Origin of the sequence: Streptococcus sp. SI1 (assembly GCF_030439945.1) — a bacterium.
GTDB lineage: Bacteria > Bacillota > Bacilli > Lactobacillales > Streptococcaceae > Streptococcus > Streptococcus intermedius.
In genome coordinates, this window is record NZ_JAQFJE010000008.1 from 39,413 (window position 1) to 54,515 (window position 15,103).

A 15,103-nucleotide genomic window follows, 5' to 3' on the forward strand; every position below is an offset into this window, starting at 1 on the left:
CCTTTTAAATGTAAAATAGTATAGCTACCGATTTCTAAACTTCACTCCTTCAAATAAGTAATTAATAGAGTGTCCCCCACTCTGGTGATATTGATTTTTGCATAACAAATATTCAATATCTATCATATCTTCACTTTCTGGAGGAATGGGAAATATTGTCAAAGATTACTGTCAAGAAGTCTCTTTTTCATCATTGAAATCTAGGATTTTAGTTTCAAACCCTCAGAAATTCCATAGATTTTTTACATATGTTTTTATCAGCCAAACCACTTTACCACTTCTCCCACTGCATTTTCACAGTTACTTGACCGTAATCCTTTGGCGAATACTTACTTTTATAAATAGAGCACCAGTCTTTTAAGACTTTTTGATTCACGATTTTTTCATAGTGAGCGTCTAAATCCTTCGCAGTAATACCGTATTTCTTCAGATAAGCTCTGACTTGGGTTTCGTCTTCAATATATTTGTCGGAATCACCCTTTTCTAAAGCGATTTTAACAGATTTTGTTAAAGTCCTATCCTGACGAGTATATTTATTCCATATTCTAACTCGGACATTTGGGCCAATTTCTTTTTCAAAGTATATAAGAATATTATTATTTTTGTTTAAAAAACTAAAATCTATCGCTATTTTTGTATAATTCCCTGTTTTAGCAATATCCTTATACAAAATACTTGGATAAAATTTTGAATCATCGCTATATTCTTGATAGCTATGTACTTCTACATCAGTCAATTTGTTAAAAATATTATTCAATCGATACGTTTTCTCCGTTTCTTGATAGATCTCATCAAAAATATTTTTGGGCTGATTCATATAGTAATAAATGCCTGCCGATAAACTAAGTAGAAGACAAGCTAAAATACTGATTGTCTTTTTCATCATTGACCTCCTGCCACCGACTCTAGACGGCTTAAAAACTTAGATACATCTGGGTAAATCTCGGCAATATAACCCTTAATGGCAGGTTCGGCATTTTTATTAATCCCATTTGGAACTAAACTGTCGTAGATGGTCTTCTTCACTCTCTTCCAATCCTTATTTTTCAGAAATTCTTTCTCCCGAACAGAATGGTCTTTTTGCACATCCTTGTAGTAGGAAGACATAGCACTTTGATAAGATTGCCCTTTTTTCATCCGACCAATGATATTGACAGAGTCCAGATCTGCCTTGTAATCATCCTCACCAATGCTCGGTTTTCTTTCGTTGGCATTATAGGTGGTATCTCCTTCCCAGCCTGCTAAATCCTTGACATGTTCCCTGCCACCATAAATGTCAGACAGCTGCACACTAATCGGATTCAGATGGGTGCCCATGGTGACAGATTGGTGGGTGAAGTCTACATCAATTTTGCTGTAATAACCAAGCAATACTACCACTTCTCCCACTGCGTTTTCACAGTTACTTGACCGTAATCCTTTGGCGAATACTTGCTTTTATAAATAGAGCACCAGTCTTTTAAGACCTTTTGATTCACGATTTTTTCATAGTAAGCATCTAAATCTTTCGCAGTGATGCCGTGTTTGTTCAGATAAGACCTGACTTGGGTTTCGTCTTCAATATAGTTATTTGAACCATTCTCTTTTATAACAATTTCTACAGTTTTAGCTAAATATTTATCTTTAGCACTATACATATTCCATAGTGACAAGCTAATTTTTGAATCCAATTTTTTTCTAAAGGATATTGATACTGTTTTTCTATTTCGTTTAAAATTAAATCCAACTCTAATATTAGAATAGTCGCTACCTTCCTCTTCGATTTCATAGGTACCAAATGGAGTGTACTTATAACTGTCACTATCCGCCGGCCAAACCGCTCTAATGTTAAAGCCATCAATTTTCCCTAAAATATTATTCATTCGGTACGTTCTCTCCGTTTCTTGATAGATCTCATCAAAAATATTTTTGGGCTGATTCATATAGTAATAAATACCTGCCGAAAAAATAAGAAGAAGGAAAACTAAAATCCCGATTATCTTTTTCATCATTGACCTCCTGCCACCGACTCTAGACGGCTTAAAAACTTAGATACATCTGGATAGTTTTTCGCAATATAATCCTTAACGACAGAATCGGCATTTTTATTAATCCCATTTGGAACTAAACTGTCGTAGATGGTCTTTTTCACCTTTTCCCAATCCTTATTTTTCAGAAACTCTTTCTCCCGAACAGAATGACCTTTTTGTACATCACTGTAGTAAGAAGACATGGCACTTTGGTAAGATTGCCCCTTTTTCATCCGACCAATGATATTGACAGAGTCCAGGTCTGCCTTGTAATCATCCTCACCAATGCTAGGTTTCCTTTCGTTGGCATTATAGGTGGTGTCTCCTTCCCAGCCCGCTAAATTCTTAACATGTTTCCTGCCGCCATAAATATCAGACAGCTGCACACTAGTCGGATTCAGATGGGTGGCCATGGTGATAGATTGGTGGGTGAAGTCTGCATTCCCCCTTCCATCATTGGAATAAGCTTTTAGCCTTTCATCCCAAAACTTGTCAAATCCTTCTGTTGTGCCATAAACTAATTTGTAAGAATTCTTAGCCGTTTCATAATAATCAGGATCTTGTTTTACCATATCTCCTGTCGTAGATAGTGTTCCTCCAGCCATTTCATGCTGTAAGCTCAGATTATACTGTAACTGCTTAGCTTCTGCCTTACTGAGTCCTAACTCCTGAAAGATGTCCAGCAATGATTTCGGCACCTTCTGCTTCTCACCCGTTACTGGATTAGACACAACTTCCTTGTAAAAATACCTGCTCAAATAGCCCGCTGTCTCATCCCACTTCACTCCATTATATGAAACGGAGCCAATAATTCTAAATAGAAGATAATCTCTTTCTTCCTGAGTGTAGTCGTCAAAAATACTTGAAAACTTCCGTTCAAGTCCCTGTTTCAACTTCAATATCTGCCTTGCTGTGGTGCTGTCAAAACCATATTCTGTCATCAGATGTTCCAGAAAGACCTTATCTTGTTTGCTTAAGGTCAAATCCTTTAGTGCCGCATAAGCTGAAAGGCGCTTGCTCCAACTTAAATCACTCGGCAGAGTGAATGTCTTGCTTTTACTATCCCAGCTCCGTTCTGCCTGTGCTAGCCCCCTTTGGAGTTGTAAATCAATCTCTTCCAACTCTTCAAATAAAGTGGCAGAATAAGTATCATAAACCCGCAAACCTTCTAAAATCACTTCATAAACTCGTTTATTCGCTTGATGACCACGAATCAGATCTGTATTCGTCCGGCGGAGATTCTGCTTTTCTGTCCTGGAAATCTCTAGTCTAGAAATACTCTCATAAATTGCCTCCAATTGATGAATCTGCTCCTCTTCCTGACGAATCAAGCGAAGTAAGTCCTCTTCATCCCAGCTTTTGGTATCTACCCTAGCCTGATACTCCTCGGGAAGTTTGGCAATGGCTTTTTGCAGGCTTTCTGCATAGAGCTCACTACCTTGAGCCAATGGTAAGAGAATCGTTGAAAAGTAGGCTCTTGCGGAATCATATGCTTTGCCTTTCAAACTTTCTGTATCATTTGCGAAAACTTGAATGGATTGTTGCAGGGCTTGATAGCCTGCCATTTGAGCTTGGCACATCTTCTTCACACTATCTGCCTGTGCTTGTGATTTCCCCAAGTCCATCTTGATACTCATCCTACTTCTTCTCCTCTTCTTTACAACTTTCCTTTAGTTTTTCGTAATAAATAACATCCATCTTATCTTCCAGCCGACGTTCTTCAGCTTTGAGAGTAGTGATGCAATCATCGAAGTCATTGAAAAAATTGTTTTTATAAACATTTAATTGGTGGCTAGTTTCCTCCAATTGATTGGCATATTTACTTTGGTAGGCAGCTTCATAAAGTTCCATTTCCAAAGACTGATTATTGCTCATATAAATCTCAATGTCGTCTAAAATTCTTTCTGCTCGAAAACGACGATGAGACACTTCTTCTAACTGATACGACAATTGCCGCTCTTGCTGGTGCAACTCATCCCATCTACTCATATTATTTCCCCTTAAAAGATTTTGCACCAGCTTCATCAATAGCTTCAAACTCACTGACTACCGAATGAAGATGATGGGATGCTGTATCAACAGCTGAAACAATTTTATTTAATAAAGTCTTCGATTGCCCCAGAACAGTATGTGCTCGTGCATTCCCTTCAAGCGTTGTTTGGTCATCTTGTTCTACGCCTGCAATTCCGCTTAGTTCTTGACCTGCCTTTCTTAGATTCGTTGCATAAGTTTGTGCAACTCCTGATTCACTTTTTATCATCCCCATATTATCTATCCTTTTATTAACAATTATTGCTATTTATTTTATCACAAATAACTGACCAAACATAGAAAAAACTGCTAAATGTCTCTTTCAATGCTTCAAATATATTTTAATTCCCCGCATTTACAATAACTACGCCATAATGCTTTACCTCATATAAAAGAGGTCAAGGAATTTCCCCCAACCTCTGATTTTTTATATCATTTTTTACGGATGACTGACAATCATTTCAAGATCTTGTCCCTCAAAAGTCCAAGCCTCCACGTCGCTTGGTAGGATAAAATGAGTTCCTTTTGCAATTGGATAAGTTTTCTCATCTACTGTCATCATCCCTTGTCCTGCCAGCACACTCACTAATAAATAAGGAGCCGTTTTCTCAAGAGTAACTTTTCCTGATACTTCCCACTTATAAACAGCAAAAAAATCACTGGCCACTAGCAGCGTTGAGGCCAAATCATCTGCTTTCACAGTAACTGGTCGACTATTGGCCGGCGCACCGATATTGAGTACATCAATGGATTTTTCCAAATGCAATTCCCGCAAATTACCTTGGGCATCTTTTCGATCAAAATCATAAACGCGATAGGTTGTATCACTAGATTGTTGAGTTTCTAGAATCAGAATACCAGATCCAATCGCATGCATCGTTCCACTTGGCACATAGAAAAAATCCCCAGCCTTGACTGGCACTTTTGTCAAGAGCGTATCCCATTCTTTCTTTTCAATCTGCTGGCGCAGTTCTTCTCGCGACTGAGCATTGTGCCCATAGATGATTTCTCCTCCTTCATCTGCAGCAATCACATACCAGCACTCGGTTTTTCCTAATTCTCCTTCGTGCTCCATAGCATAGTGATCATCCGGATGAACTTGAACACTCAACCAATCATTGGCATCTAAGATTTTCGTTAAAAGTGGAAAGACAGGTTCGTTACTATTTCCAAACAGCTCACGGTGTTCAGCATAGACTTTATCCAAGCCCATACCAGCAAAACGACCATTCTTTATGGTAGAAACACCGTGTGGATGAGCCGAAATCGCCCAGTATTCGCCCACTTTGTCACTGGGAATTTCATAGCCAAATTCATCTCGTAGCTTCGTTCCACCCCAGATTTTTTCATGCATAACAGATTGTAAAAATAATGGTTCCGACATCATTGCCTCCTTTTAATTATAGATAACTTAAATATTTTTAACATCTAAAAGAGAATACCCTCTCGTGTCAAATCGATTGCGACTTCTTGAATACTCAATTGGACGTCCAGTTTCCAAATAAACAACTTGCTCTACTTGCAAAATTGGATCCGTCTCTTGACAAGACAAGTAGGTCTGATCGTATTCATCTGGTTTTTCAGCTGTAATATGGCGATAACTTCCGGCAAATTTTAAGTTTAATTCGTCCCATAAATAAGCATAAATAGACTGAAGCAAAATAGTCTCATCCAACCCTGGCACCAACTCACACGGCATATAGGTATGTTCCAACACATAGGGTCTCTCATCAAGCAGACGCAAACGTATGATTTTATAAACCGGCGCCGTCACCTCCACTTGCAGGCGCTCTGCAATCTCGGCTTCTGGAAATTCAACTGTAAATTGAACAATTTTACTAGTTAATGTTCGATCATCATTTTTGAAATCTTGACTCAAGCCATTGTAATTATTCAAGCGAAATTTTGAATCTTCTTTATCCCAAAAAGAGGAATTTAACACTCTCGTTCCATTTCCTTGTTTGGAAAAAATCAATCCCTCAATAGTTAGAATCTCAATAGCTTTTTTTATAGTCATTCGGCTAACACCGAACTCTTTTGATAATTCAAACTGAGTAGGCAACATGGAGTCTACTGGGTAGACTCCATTTGCGATTCGATCTCGAAGTATATTTGTTATTTCTTCGTATTTAGGCATAAGATAGCTCCCGCAAATCTCTCTTTCATCTCATTATAATACAGAATCAGGTTGTTTGTCCAGCATACGAAGGAATGGATACCAGATAAGACCTACAATGACCATATCCACCAATTGAAGAATACCTCCTAAAATAGAATTGGTTGCTAGTATTCCGCTAAAGAATATGGGCACTGTCCAAGGAACTGCCACTCCTGTTGGAGCCGGAACAATCCCCAAGGCCATCACAATATAGTTAAATGCAGTAACAATAATTGGTGCCAAGACCCACGGAATCAAAATAGTCGCATTCAACACGATTGGCAAACCAAAGATAACTGGTTCGTTAACATTAAAAATTCCAGCACCTAATGCCAAGCGACCTACGTCCTTATACATTTTCTTTTTCAGAACAAAAGCCATAATGATGACAACTGCTAAAGTCATACCTGAACCACCAAGTCCTACAGTAAATGTTTCCATAAACGATTTTGAAATGATATGCGGTAAATGCTTGCCGGCTTGATAAGCTTCCAAATTGTCCAACATCAAGGTATTCCAAATAGGATCCATGACAGAATTGACAAGAGTTTGTCCATGAAGCCCAAAGAACCATAAAAATTGCACAAAGAAGATTGCAAGCAAAGTTGCCCAGATACTGCGCCCCAATCCAACCAATGGTATTTGAATAACCTTGTAAATAATATCATGAAGATTTGCATTGAAAAATCCTGTCAAACCAGCATTGACAAACAGGAACACCACTAGAGTTAACATGGCAGGAACTAAAGCCGCAAATGATTTGGCTACTGCAGGCGGAACGCTATCTGGCATTTTAATCTGCCAACCTTTTTTCGTCGCCCAGCAATAGATTTCTGCTGCTAAGAATGCAACAAGCATCCCGAGAAACATCCCTTTAGCTCCTAAACGATCTAAACTAAGAACCCCTGAAACCTTTGCTCCTTTATCCGTCATCGTGTAAAACGGTGTCAAAAGAAGGAAACTAGAAAAGGAAATAGCTCCACCAAAAATCCCTTCAACTTCATAACTCTTAGACAAATAATAGCCAATACCAAACGTTACAAAAACTGTCATAATTGACATCGTTGCATTTTGTCCACTGCCAAATAGATTAGACAAAGTAGCTTTCGTTGCATCATTGAAAAACGGCAAATTGTTAAATACGACTACAATTGAGCCAAACATCGTTAATGGAAAGGAGAGCATAAAGGCATCCCGCAAAACAGTCAAATAACGATTGGCCGCGAGCTTGTTTGCCAATGGCAATAACTTATCACCGATTTGATCTAGAAACTTGTTCATCAATTATCCCTCTTTTTCTTTTTTGATACTTTAACTATACTATATTCTTCAAAAAATGTCTATACTTTTTAACAAAAAGATTGACTTTTTCTACAAAAGGTATAGAATTGTGTTGTAAAGATTTTTTAAAAGGAGAAAATATATGACATTTTTAACATTTCCAAAAGGCTTTTTCTGGGGAACTGCTTCCAGTGGGCCGCAAACAGAAGGTCGATTTGACGGTGATGGAAAAGGAGAGAATATCTGGGACTATTGGTACAACAAAGAACCTGAAAAATTTTTCAACCATATTGGACCTGATAAAGCTTCCTATAATTATCAGTATTACAAAGAAGATGTGCAACTAATGAAAGCAACTGGACACAATTCTTTCCGCACTTCTATCCAATGGAGTCGTCTAATCCCAGAAGGCGTTGGTGCTGTTAACCCACAAGCCGTAGATTTTTACAATTCATTCATTGATGAACTGATTACAAATGGAATTGAACCATTTATTAACTTATACCATTTTGACATGCCAATGGCACTACAAGCAAAAGGCGGTTGGCTTAATCGGGAAACGGTTGATGCTTATGTAAACTTTGCAAGAACTTGCTTTGACCTATTTGGTGACCGCGTCAAATATTGGTTCACTCACAATGAACCCATTGTTCCCGTCGAAGGTGGTTACCTCTACAATTTCCATTATCCAAATGAAGTCAACATGAAACATGCTGTTCAAGTAGCTTTTCACGAAATGCTAGCCAGCAGCTTAGCTGTCAGAGCCTATCATGAAAAGCAAGATGGTAAAATTGGGATTATCCTCAACTTAACCCCAAGCTATCCGCGTGATGAGAATAATCCTGAAGACGTCAAAGCTGCTCAAATTGCAGATGCTTTCTTTAATCGCTCTTTCTTAGATCCTGCCATCAAAGGCGAATACCCTGCTGATTTGATTGCTCTTATTAAGGAACTAAATATGGTGCCAGAACACACAAATGAGGATTTAAAGACCATTAAAGAAAATACCATTGACTTGCTTGGTGTCAATTATTACCAGCCACGTCGAGTTCAAGCCAAAGAAAACTCTGCTGATAAAGATCTGCAGAATCCTATGCCAGATGATTTCTTTGACTACTATGATATGCCAGGAAAAAAAATGAACCCTTATCGCGGTTGGGAAATCTATGAAAAAGGAATCTACGACATTATGATGAATGTTCGTGATAACTATGGAAATCTTCCTTGCTATATCTCAGAAAATGGTATGGGGGTTGAAGGTGAAGAACGTTACATCAACGCAAATGGTCAAATTGAAGATGAGTATCGTATCGAATTTGTCAAAAATCATCTTCGCTACCTTCATCAAGCTATCCACGAAGGAGCCAATTGCTTAGGATACCATATGTGGACTTGTATGGATAACTGGTCTTGGAATAACGCCTATAAAAATCGCTATGGCCTCATTGCTGTTGACCTAGACAAACAAGGCAAGCGAACCATTAAAAAATCAGGTTATTTCTTTAAAGAACTGTCTGACAAAAATGGTTTTGAAGACTAGCGAGTTGATAATAGCAGAAAAAGCTGGTACAAAATGTACTCAGCTTCTTTTGCTATTTTTTACCTGACTGACAAAGTTATGATCCTTGAAACAGGAAATTTAACGGTTAAAATTCCTATCACAACTATCTACGGAGAGAGCATTCTACTCAATCTCCCAATATTTTTTTAACGAATTCTTCACAATCGCATTTATCATTCTTTATGATATCAGCTTGGCTAACTCCTTGAGGAACAAATCGAAACACTATAAAAGAGGCTGATGTGCGATTTCTATTCACCAGTCGATGAATGCTATTTTTAACACGTAGGACATCGCCTTGTTTCACTTCTGCTCTTTCTAATGTCGCATTTTCTATTGTCTCTATAGATATTTTTCCACTAGTAACGACAATCACTTCTTCAACCTGTTGGTGGCGATGCCAATCTTGAATACTCCCTGGTGGGATCTTGTTTGTATGTACTTCAAATTCTGGGTATAAAAAATATTGGACTTCTGTTCCATTTTTCTTAACTCGAGAAAGAGCTTCTTTACTGTTTCTGATTTCAATTTCTTGTTCCATTATTTTCCTCCACATCAAAAACTCTTTCCAGTCAAAGTTTGACTAGAAAGAGTCTCTATTGCAATTTATCGTTTGTCGTTTCCTTTACGCATACTCTGCCTCTTCATCGAATTGACTATTGTAAAGATCAGCATAGAAGCCATTTTCTTCCATCAATTGATTGTGATTTCCTTGTTCAATGATATTACCATCACGCATGACCAAAATCAAATCAGCATTACGAATAGTCGACAAGCGGTGAGCAATGACGAAAGAAGTCCTTCCCTCCATCAACTTATCCATCGCTTTTTGGATCAATTCTTCTGTCCGCGTATCAACAGATGAAGTCGTTTCATCCAAGATAAGTAAGGGAGCATCCTTAAGAAGTGCACGCGCGATGGTCAGCAATTGCTTTTGCCCAACAGAAAGACTGACTGTGTCATCCAACACTGTATCGTATCCTTTTGGCAAAGTCTTGATAAAGTGATGAACCCCGACAGCTTTAGTCGCTGCCACAACCGCTTCATCAGAAATATTCTTCTGATTGTAAATCAAATTTTCTTTAATCGTTCCCTCAAATAACCAAGTGTCTTGAAGGACCATTGAGAAAGCATCATGCACTTCAGAACGTTTCATATGCTTGGTATCAACACCATCAATGGTAATCCGCCCTTTCTCAATTTCATAAAATTTCATCAACAGATTGACAATCGTCGTTTTCCCAGCACCAGTCGGACCAACAATAGCAATCTTTTGGCCGGCTTTTGCCTTGGCAGAAAAATCATGAATAATTGTTCTATCCGGATTGTAGCCAAAGAATACATTATCAAAGGTAACATCCCCCTTTAAAGTTGCGAGCTGTTGAGACTTGTGCTCATCGTTTTCCATTTCCGGCTCTGCTAAAAACTCAAATACACGCCCCATAGCAGCACTAGCTTGTTGAAGAGTAGTAATCCCTTGTGCAATTTGGGACAATGGTTGAGAAAAAGTCCGTACATATACCATAAAGGCAACAATCGTCCCCATCGTGACATCACCATTCAATGCCATGCTCGCTCCAACCAATACGACCATAACATAACCGAAGTTCCCTGTAAATATCATTAACGGCATCATAATCCCAGAAATAAATTGGGACTTCCACATACTATTATAAAGCTTTGTATTAAGCATTTGAAAGGCTTTTTTTGATTCCTCGGTAGCATTGTAGCTGACAATGACATTGTGACCAGAATACATCTCTTCCACATATCCATTGACACTAGCAAGATTCTCTTGTTGTGCACGGAAAAACCGTTGTGATTTGCCCATAATCAACGCAACAAAGACAAAACCAATCAAAACCGATCCAATCGTTACAAAGGATAGAACCACGTTGTTATAAAACATCATAAAGAGAACAGCAATGAGAAGCAAACTTGATGAAATCACTGTTCCTAAACTTTGGTTCAGCGATTGTCCAACAGTATCCACGTCATTAGTGACTCGTGAAAGAGTGTCCCCTTGCGAATGACTATCAAAATACCGCAAGGGTAATTTATTAATTTTCTCCGCAATGGCTGTCCGTAAACGTTTTGAAAAATGCTGAACGACGGACGAAATAATAAAGGATTGCATATAATTTAATACAGCACCCACCACATATAAAACTGCTAAGAAAAGAGCAATGTTAGAGATAGCCTTCAGATCAATCCGACTTCTCATTCCTTCTGTGATGAGATTGGTAATTTCTTTTAATTTGACCGGACCATAAACCGTGATAACACTAGATAGTATTACTCCCACAAACGCAACGAGCAAGGGAAACTGGAATCCTTTGATATAGGGTTCCACTTGGCTAAATAAAGATGATTTTTTATTTTCCATTTTCCAATTCCTCCTTTGATAATTGTGAGTAAGCAATTTCTTGATAAACTTCGTTGGTCTCTAGTAGCTCTTTGTGAGTCCCTTGTCCAACAACCTTCCCTTTATCCAACACCAAGATCTGATCAGCATCCATGATCGTTGAAATCCGCTGAGCTACAATCAATCTGGTTGTAGCTTTCACTTTTTCCGCCAATTCTTCTCGCAAAATACGGTCTGTCTTATAGTCCAGTGCTGAAAATGAATCGTCAAAAATCAGAATTTCAGGTTTCCTAGCAAGTGCACGTGCAATCGCCAGCCGCTGCTTTTGACCACCAGAGAAATTGGTTCCGCTTTGTGCGACCTCTGAGTGCAGACCACCTTCTTTTTCTTCAACAAATGATTTCGCTTGTGCCAAGTCCAACGCAGACCACATTTTTTCATCATCCAATGGACTTTCATTGCTTTGTCCAAAGTCTAAATTACTCTTTATATCACCAGAAAAGAGAACAGCTTTTTGTGGAATGTAGCCAATTTTATTATGCAAATCTTCCAACTGATAATCTTTTACATTCACGCCATCTACTAAAATTCTTCCTTCTGTCACATCATAGAAACGAGGAATTAAACTAATTAGGGTTGATTTCCCAGAACCAGTTGATCCGATGAAAGCCACCGTTTCGCCCGCTTTAGCTGTAAAGCTAACATGTTCAATGACTGCCTCAGAGTTTTTAGTATAGCGGAAAGAAACATTGTCAAATACCACTTCACCTTTGATATCTTTAGCTGTTTTTGCTTGCATTGGAGATTCAATCGTTGAATGCAAATCAAGTACCTCATTAATCCGCCCCGCAGACACCAAGGTACGAGGAAGAACGATAAACAGAGCAGCCATGAGCATGAAGCCCATTACGACCTGCATAGCATAGGACATAAAGACAACCATATCGCTAAAGATTGGCAAGCGTTCTGATAAAGCTGCATCTTGAATCAAGTAAGCACCAATCCAGTATATTGCCAAGGTCAAACCACTCGAAATCCCCATCATAATCGGGGTTAAAATCGCCATAAGCCGATTAACAAAGAGATTCAACCGAGTCACTTCATCATTTGCCCCTGCAAATTTATCATCTTGATAGTTTTCAGCATTGTAAGCCCGAACAACACGAAGCCCTGTTAGACTTTCACGCGTAATACTATTTAACTTATCAGTCAATCGTTGAATAACAGATTGCTTTGGAAAAGCCAACGTCATCAAAACTGTCGTCATGATCATATTCACAATAACTGCGACAATAACTGCCCATAGCCAGTATTCTGATTTTCCAATGATTTTTGTAATCGCCCAAATCGCCATAATCGGCCCACGAGTCACGACTTGCAAGCCCATAGTAATCATAAGCTGAATTTGCGTAAGATCATTGGTTGTCCGCGTTAAAAGACTTGGAATAGAAAATCTCTTAATCTCAGCATCTGAATAATCCAGTACACGATTGAAAATATCTGAGCGCAAGCTCGTTGTAAAGCTAGCTGCCAATCTAGCCGCAATAAAACCAACTACCACAGCACTGAGAAAACTAGCAAATGACAATCCAATCATTTTCAAGCCCGGATTCCACAAATCAGAAATAACTGTTCCTCTCATCTGTAGGAGTTCCGTAATTTTTGAAATATAGGTTGGAACCTCTAAGTCCAAGTAAACTGCCAAACAAGTAAATAAGATACTGATGATAATCATCCCTACTTCTTTAACAGTTAAACGTTTAAACAATTTAACCATTCGCTTCTCCTTTTTCTAATTTTTCAATATTCTGGTAAAATTTTCCCATTACCTGAAAAAAAGTCACCAAATCTTCTTCTGAAATGCCAGTCAATAAACAGCGATCCATCTCATCAAAGAAATCCCGAATTTTATTCATGCGCTCTTTTGATTCTGATGTCAAACGAATAATCTTAGCGCGTTTATCTGCTTCACTCACTTCCAAATAAATCAGGCCATTTTTAACCATTCGCTTCATTAAGTTACTAGCAACTGACTTGGTAATTCCCAACTCCTGCTCAATATCTTTAATAAAGGTCATCTTGCCACAATCTTCTCGGTGATTCACAAAATGCAATACTTGCCCTTGTGGACCCGCCATAAATTCAATCCCTCGCTCTTTAGCAATTTTTTGAATCATCAGATGCGTCTTTCGTCCAAATCGCTTGAATTCCAATAATGGTTTTTCCATTTTGACGTCCTTTCAATTAGTTCTCCAGAGAACCAATTAGTTTTCATGGGAACTATTTTACTACAATTCAAATGAATGTCAAGCAATAAGTTTCTATGAGAACTATTTTTATTAAAATAAAATAGCTGACCAAAAATTAAGCCAGCTATCCTTATTTTTTATATAAGACGTTTACTTTTCAGCTCTGTCATATTTTCCAGTATGAAGCTCTGTGATACTATCATGCCCTGGCAACTCTGGTAAACCTAAAGAATCCTCACGAGTAAAGGCTTCACGCAAACCAGATGTCCAGGCGGTTTGCTCTAGTTGTTCTGGACTAATTTGGTGTACAATTTCATTGCCACGACCTTCTTTTATCTTTTGCCCAAACAATGGATCAATCAATGTTCCGCGACCAACTGCAATCAAATCAGTCGGAGTCTGTGCAATCGCATCCTGCGCTTCTTCCTCGCTAAAGACACCACCAACAATAATTAGCTTAGTTTGATTATCTAGAATTGATTTAAAATGCTCAGCATAAGTCCGATCAGAGCCAACAGGTTTTGACGCATATCCTTCCCAGAGCGACAGATGAATGTAATCCAACTCATATTTGATGACTTCTCGAATCAAGGCTTGGGATTCTCTGTAACTATAACCGACCTCATCTCCGTGAATTTCTTCAGGACTGATCCGATAGCCTACGATAAAATCTTTTGGTGCATATTCTTCTACTACTCGTTTCACTTCTTTTACGACCGCAAGAGGAAAAGCCATGCGTTTTTCTAAAGAACCGCCCCATTTATCCTCACGTACATTTGAGAAACTTGAAAAAAATTGCTGCAAGAGATAATGATTTGCGCCATGAATTTCCACTCCTGAAAAACCAGCTTCAATAGCTCGCTTAGTGGCACGTCCAAAATCTTTAATAATTCCTTCAATCTCAGCATTCGTCATTTCACGAACTGGATAAGACAAAAATGAAAAATCAAGAGCACTGGGTGCCAAAACCTCCTCACCTTTAACAGCGCAACCAGAAGCCTCGCGCCCACCATGATGAATCTGTAAAATAGCTTTGTTGCCATTTTTCTGCAAGGCTGCCGCAATCTTTTTAGCTCCCTCTAGATGCTCATCGGAGTAAATCCCTAATTGTTCAGGATAACCTGGTCTAGAGCAAGGTCCACCTGACTCACTCACATAATGGTATTCAGCAATCAATAATCCTGCAGCCTGCGAACGAGCATGATAATAACGCAAGGTATCATCAGAAACAAAACCACCTTTCAAACCACTAAAGGTTAGCATTGGTGGCATAACCAAACGACTAGAGAGCTGAGCACCATGACGGAATTGAACCGTATCTATAAGACTTTTTGACATGATAAATCCTCCTTAAAATTTAAATTTTTGATTCCACTATTATTTTATTAAAGCCATTATCGCAGATAATCACTCATTTAGCTAAGCCTATTCCCCAGACTTCATTTCCAG

The 15,103-nt window shown here is 38.6% G+C and carries 14 protein-coding genes and 1 pseudogene; 1 reads left to right on the forward strand and 14 read right to left on the reverse strand.

Going from position 1 to position 15,103, the window contains the following annotated elements:
* Window positions 1-271: 271 nt before the first annotated feature.
* From tipC2 to celB, 9 genes and pseudogenes are all read right to left on the reverse strand, one after another.
* Complete coding sequence (tipC2, locus tag PCY10_RS09215) at window positions 272-883, reverse strand: T7SS immunity protein TipC2 (RefSeq protein ID WP_021003154.1); 612 nt, start codon at window positions 881-883, stop codon at window positions 272-274.
* Window positions 883-1,341: pseudogene (locus PCY10_RS09220) on the reverse strand (hypothetical protein); the annotation flags it as partial. The gene tipC2 and the pseudogene PCY10_RS09220, both read right to left, overlap by 1 nt.
* A 32-nt stretch (window positions 1,342-1,373) precedes the next feature.
* Complete coding sequence (gene tipC1 / locus PCY10_RS09225; RefSeq protein WP_003075919.1) at window positions 1,374-1,988, reverse strand: T7SS immunity protein TipC1; 615 nt, start codon at window positions 1,986-1,988, stop codon at window positions 1,374-1,376.
* Window positions 1,988-3,646, reverse strand: a complete 1,659-nt coding sequence (locus PCY10_RS09230) for a T7SS effector LXG polymorphic toxin (protein WP_021003156.1) — start codon at window positions 3,644-3,646, stop codon at window positions 1,988-1,990. The genes tipC1 and PCY10_RS09230 overlap by 1 nt, the downstream gene beginning before the upstream one ends.
* Before the next feature lies 1 nt (window position 3,647).
* Complete coding sequence (locus PCY10_RS09235) at window positions 3,648-3,998, reverse strand: DUF3958 family protein (RefSeq protein WP_020999084.1); 351 nt, start codon at window positions 3,996-3,998, stop codon at window positions 3,648-3,650.
* A 1-nt stretch (window position 3,999) separates the two neighbouring features.
* Window positions 4,000-4,275: a TIGR04197 family type VII secretion effector gene (locus PCY10_RS09240; protein WP_021003157.1), complete on the reverse strand. Its 276-nt coding sequence runs from the start codon at window positions 4,273-4,275 to the stop codon at window positions 4,000-4,002.
* Between the two features lie 204 nt (window positions 4,276-4,479).
* The gene (manA, locus tag PCY10_RS09245) at window positions 4,480-5,424 is read right to left on the reverse strand and encodes a mannose-6-phosphate isomerase, class I (protein ID WP_021003158.1); all 945 of its coding nucleotides are present in this window, start codon (window positions 5,422-5,424) and stop codon (window positions 4,480-4,482) included.
* Between the two features lie 27 nt (window positions 5,425-5,451).
* Window positions 5,452-6,177 carry a GntR family transcriptional regulator gene (locus PCY10_RS09250; protein ID WP_003076141.1) on the reverse strand — a complete coding sequence of 242 codons (726 nt, stop codon included), beginning with the start codon at window positions 6,175-6,177 and terminating at the stop codon, window positions 5,452-5,454.
* 33 nt (window positions 6,178-6,210) lie between these two features.
* On the reverse strand, window positions 6,211-7,479 hold the full coding sequence (gene celB / locus PCY10_RS09255; protein WP_020999086.1) for a PTS cellobiose transporter subunit IIC: 1,269 nt from the start codon (window positions 7,477-7,479) through the stop codon (window positions 6,211-6,213).
* A gap of 142 nt (window positions 7,480-7,621) precedes the next feature.
* Here celB and PCY10_RS09260 point away from each other — a divergent pair, with 142 nt between their 5' ends.
* Window positions 7,622-9,019 (forward strand): glycoside hydrolase family 1 protein, encoded by a 1,398-nt coding sequence (locus PCY10_RS09260; RefSeq protein ID WP_021003159.1) that lies wholly within the window; start codon window positions 7,622-7,624, stop codon window positions 9,017-9,019.
* A 148-nt stretch (window positions 9,020-9,167) separates the two neighbouring features.
* On the opposite strand, the gene PCY10_RS09265 is transcribed toward PCY10_RS09260, so the two are convergent.
* The 5 genes from PCY10_RS09265 to PCY10_RS09285 all read right to left on the reverse strand — a co-directional run bounded on the left by PCY10_RS09265 (window position 9,168) and on the right by PCY10_RS09285 (window position 14,992).
* Window positions 9,168-9,581 carry a cupin domain-containing protein gene (locus PCY10_RS09265; protein WP_003075980.1) on the reverse strand — a complete coding sequence of 138 codons (414 nt, stop codon included), beginning with the start codon at window positions 9,579-9,581 and terminating at the stop codon, window positions 9,168-9,170.
* Between the two features lie 84 nt (window positions 9,582-9,665).
* The gene (locus PCY10_RS09270) at window positions 9,666-11,426 is read right to left on the reverse strand and encodes an ABC transporter ATP-binding protein (RefSeq protein ID WP_301559009.1); all 1,761 of its coding nucleotides are present in this window, start codon (window positions 11,424-11,426) and stop codon (window positions 9,666-9,668) included.
* Window positions 11,416-13,182 (reverse strand): ABC transporter ATP-binding protein, encoded by a 1,767-nt coding sequence (locus PCY10_RS09275; protein ID WP_112384771.1) that lies wholly within the window; start codon window positions 13,180-13,182, stop codon window positions 11,416-11,418. Before PCY10_RS09275 ends, PCY10_RS09270 begins: the two co-directional genes overlap by 11 nt.
* The gene (locus tag PCY10_RS09280; protein ID WP_003074423.1) at window positions 13,175-13,633 is read right to left on the reverse strand and encodes a MarR family winged helix-turn-helix transcriptional regulator; all 459 of its coding nucleotides are present in this window, start codon (window positions 13,631-13,633) and stop codon (window positions 13,175-13,177) included. Before PCY10_RS09280 ends, PCY10_RS09275 begins: the two co-directional genes overlap by 8 nt.
* A 171-nt stretch (window positions 13,634-13,804) precedes the next feature.
* Window positions 13,805-14,992: an NADH-dependent flavin oxidoreductase gene (locus PCY10_RS09285; protein WP_112384772.1), complete on the reverse strand. Its 1,188-nt coding sequence runs from the start codon at window positions 14,990-14,992 to the stop codon at window positions 13,805-13,807.
* Window positions 14,993-15,103: the final 111 nt, after the last annotated feature.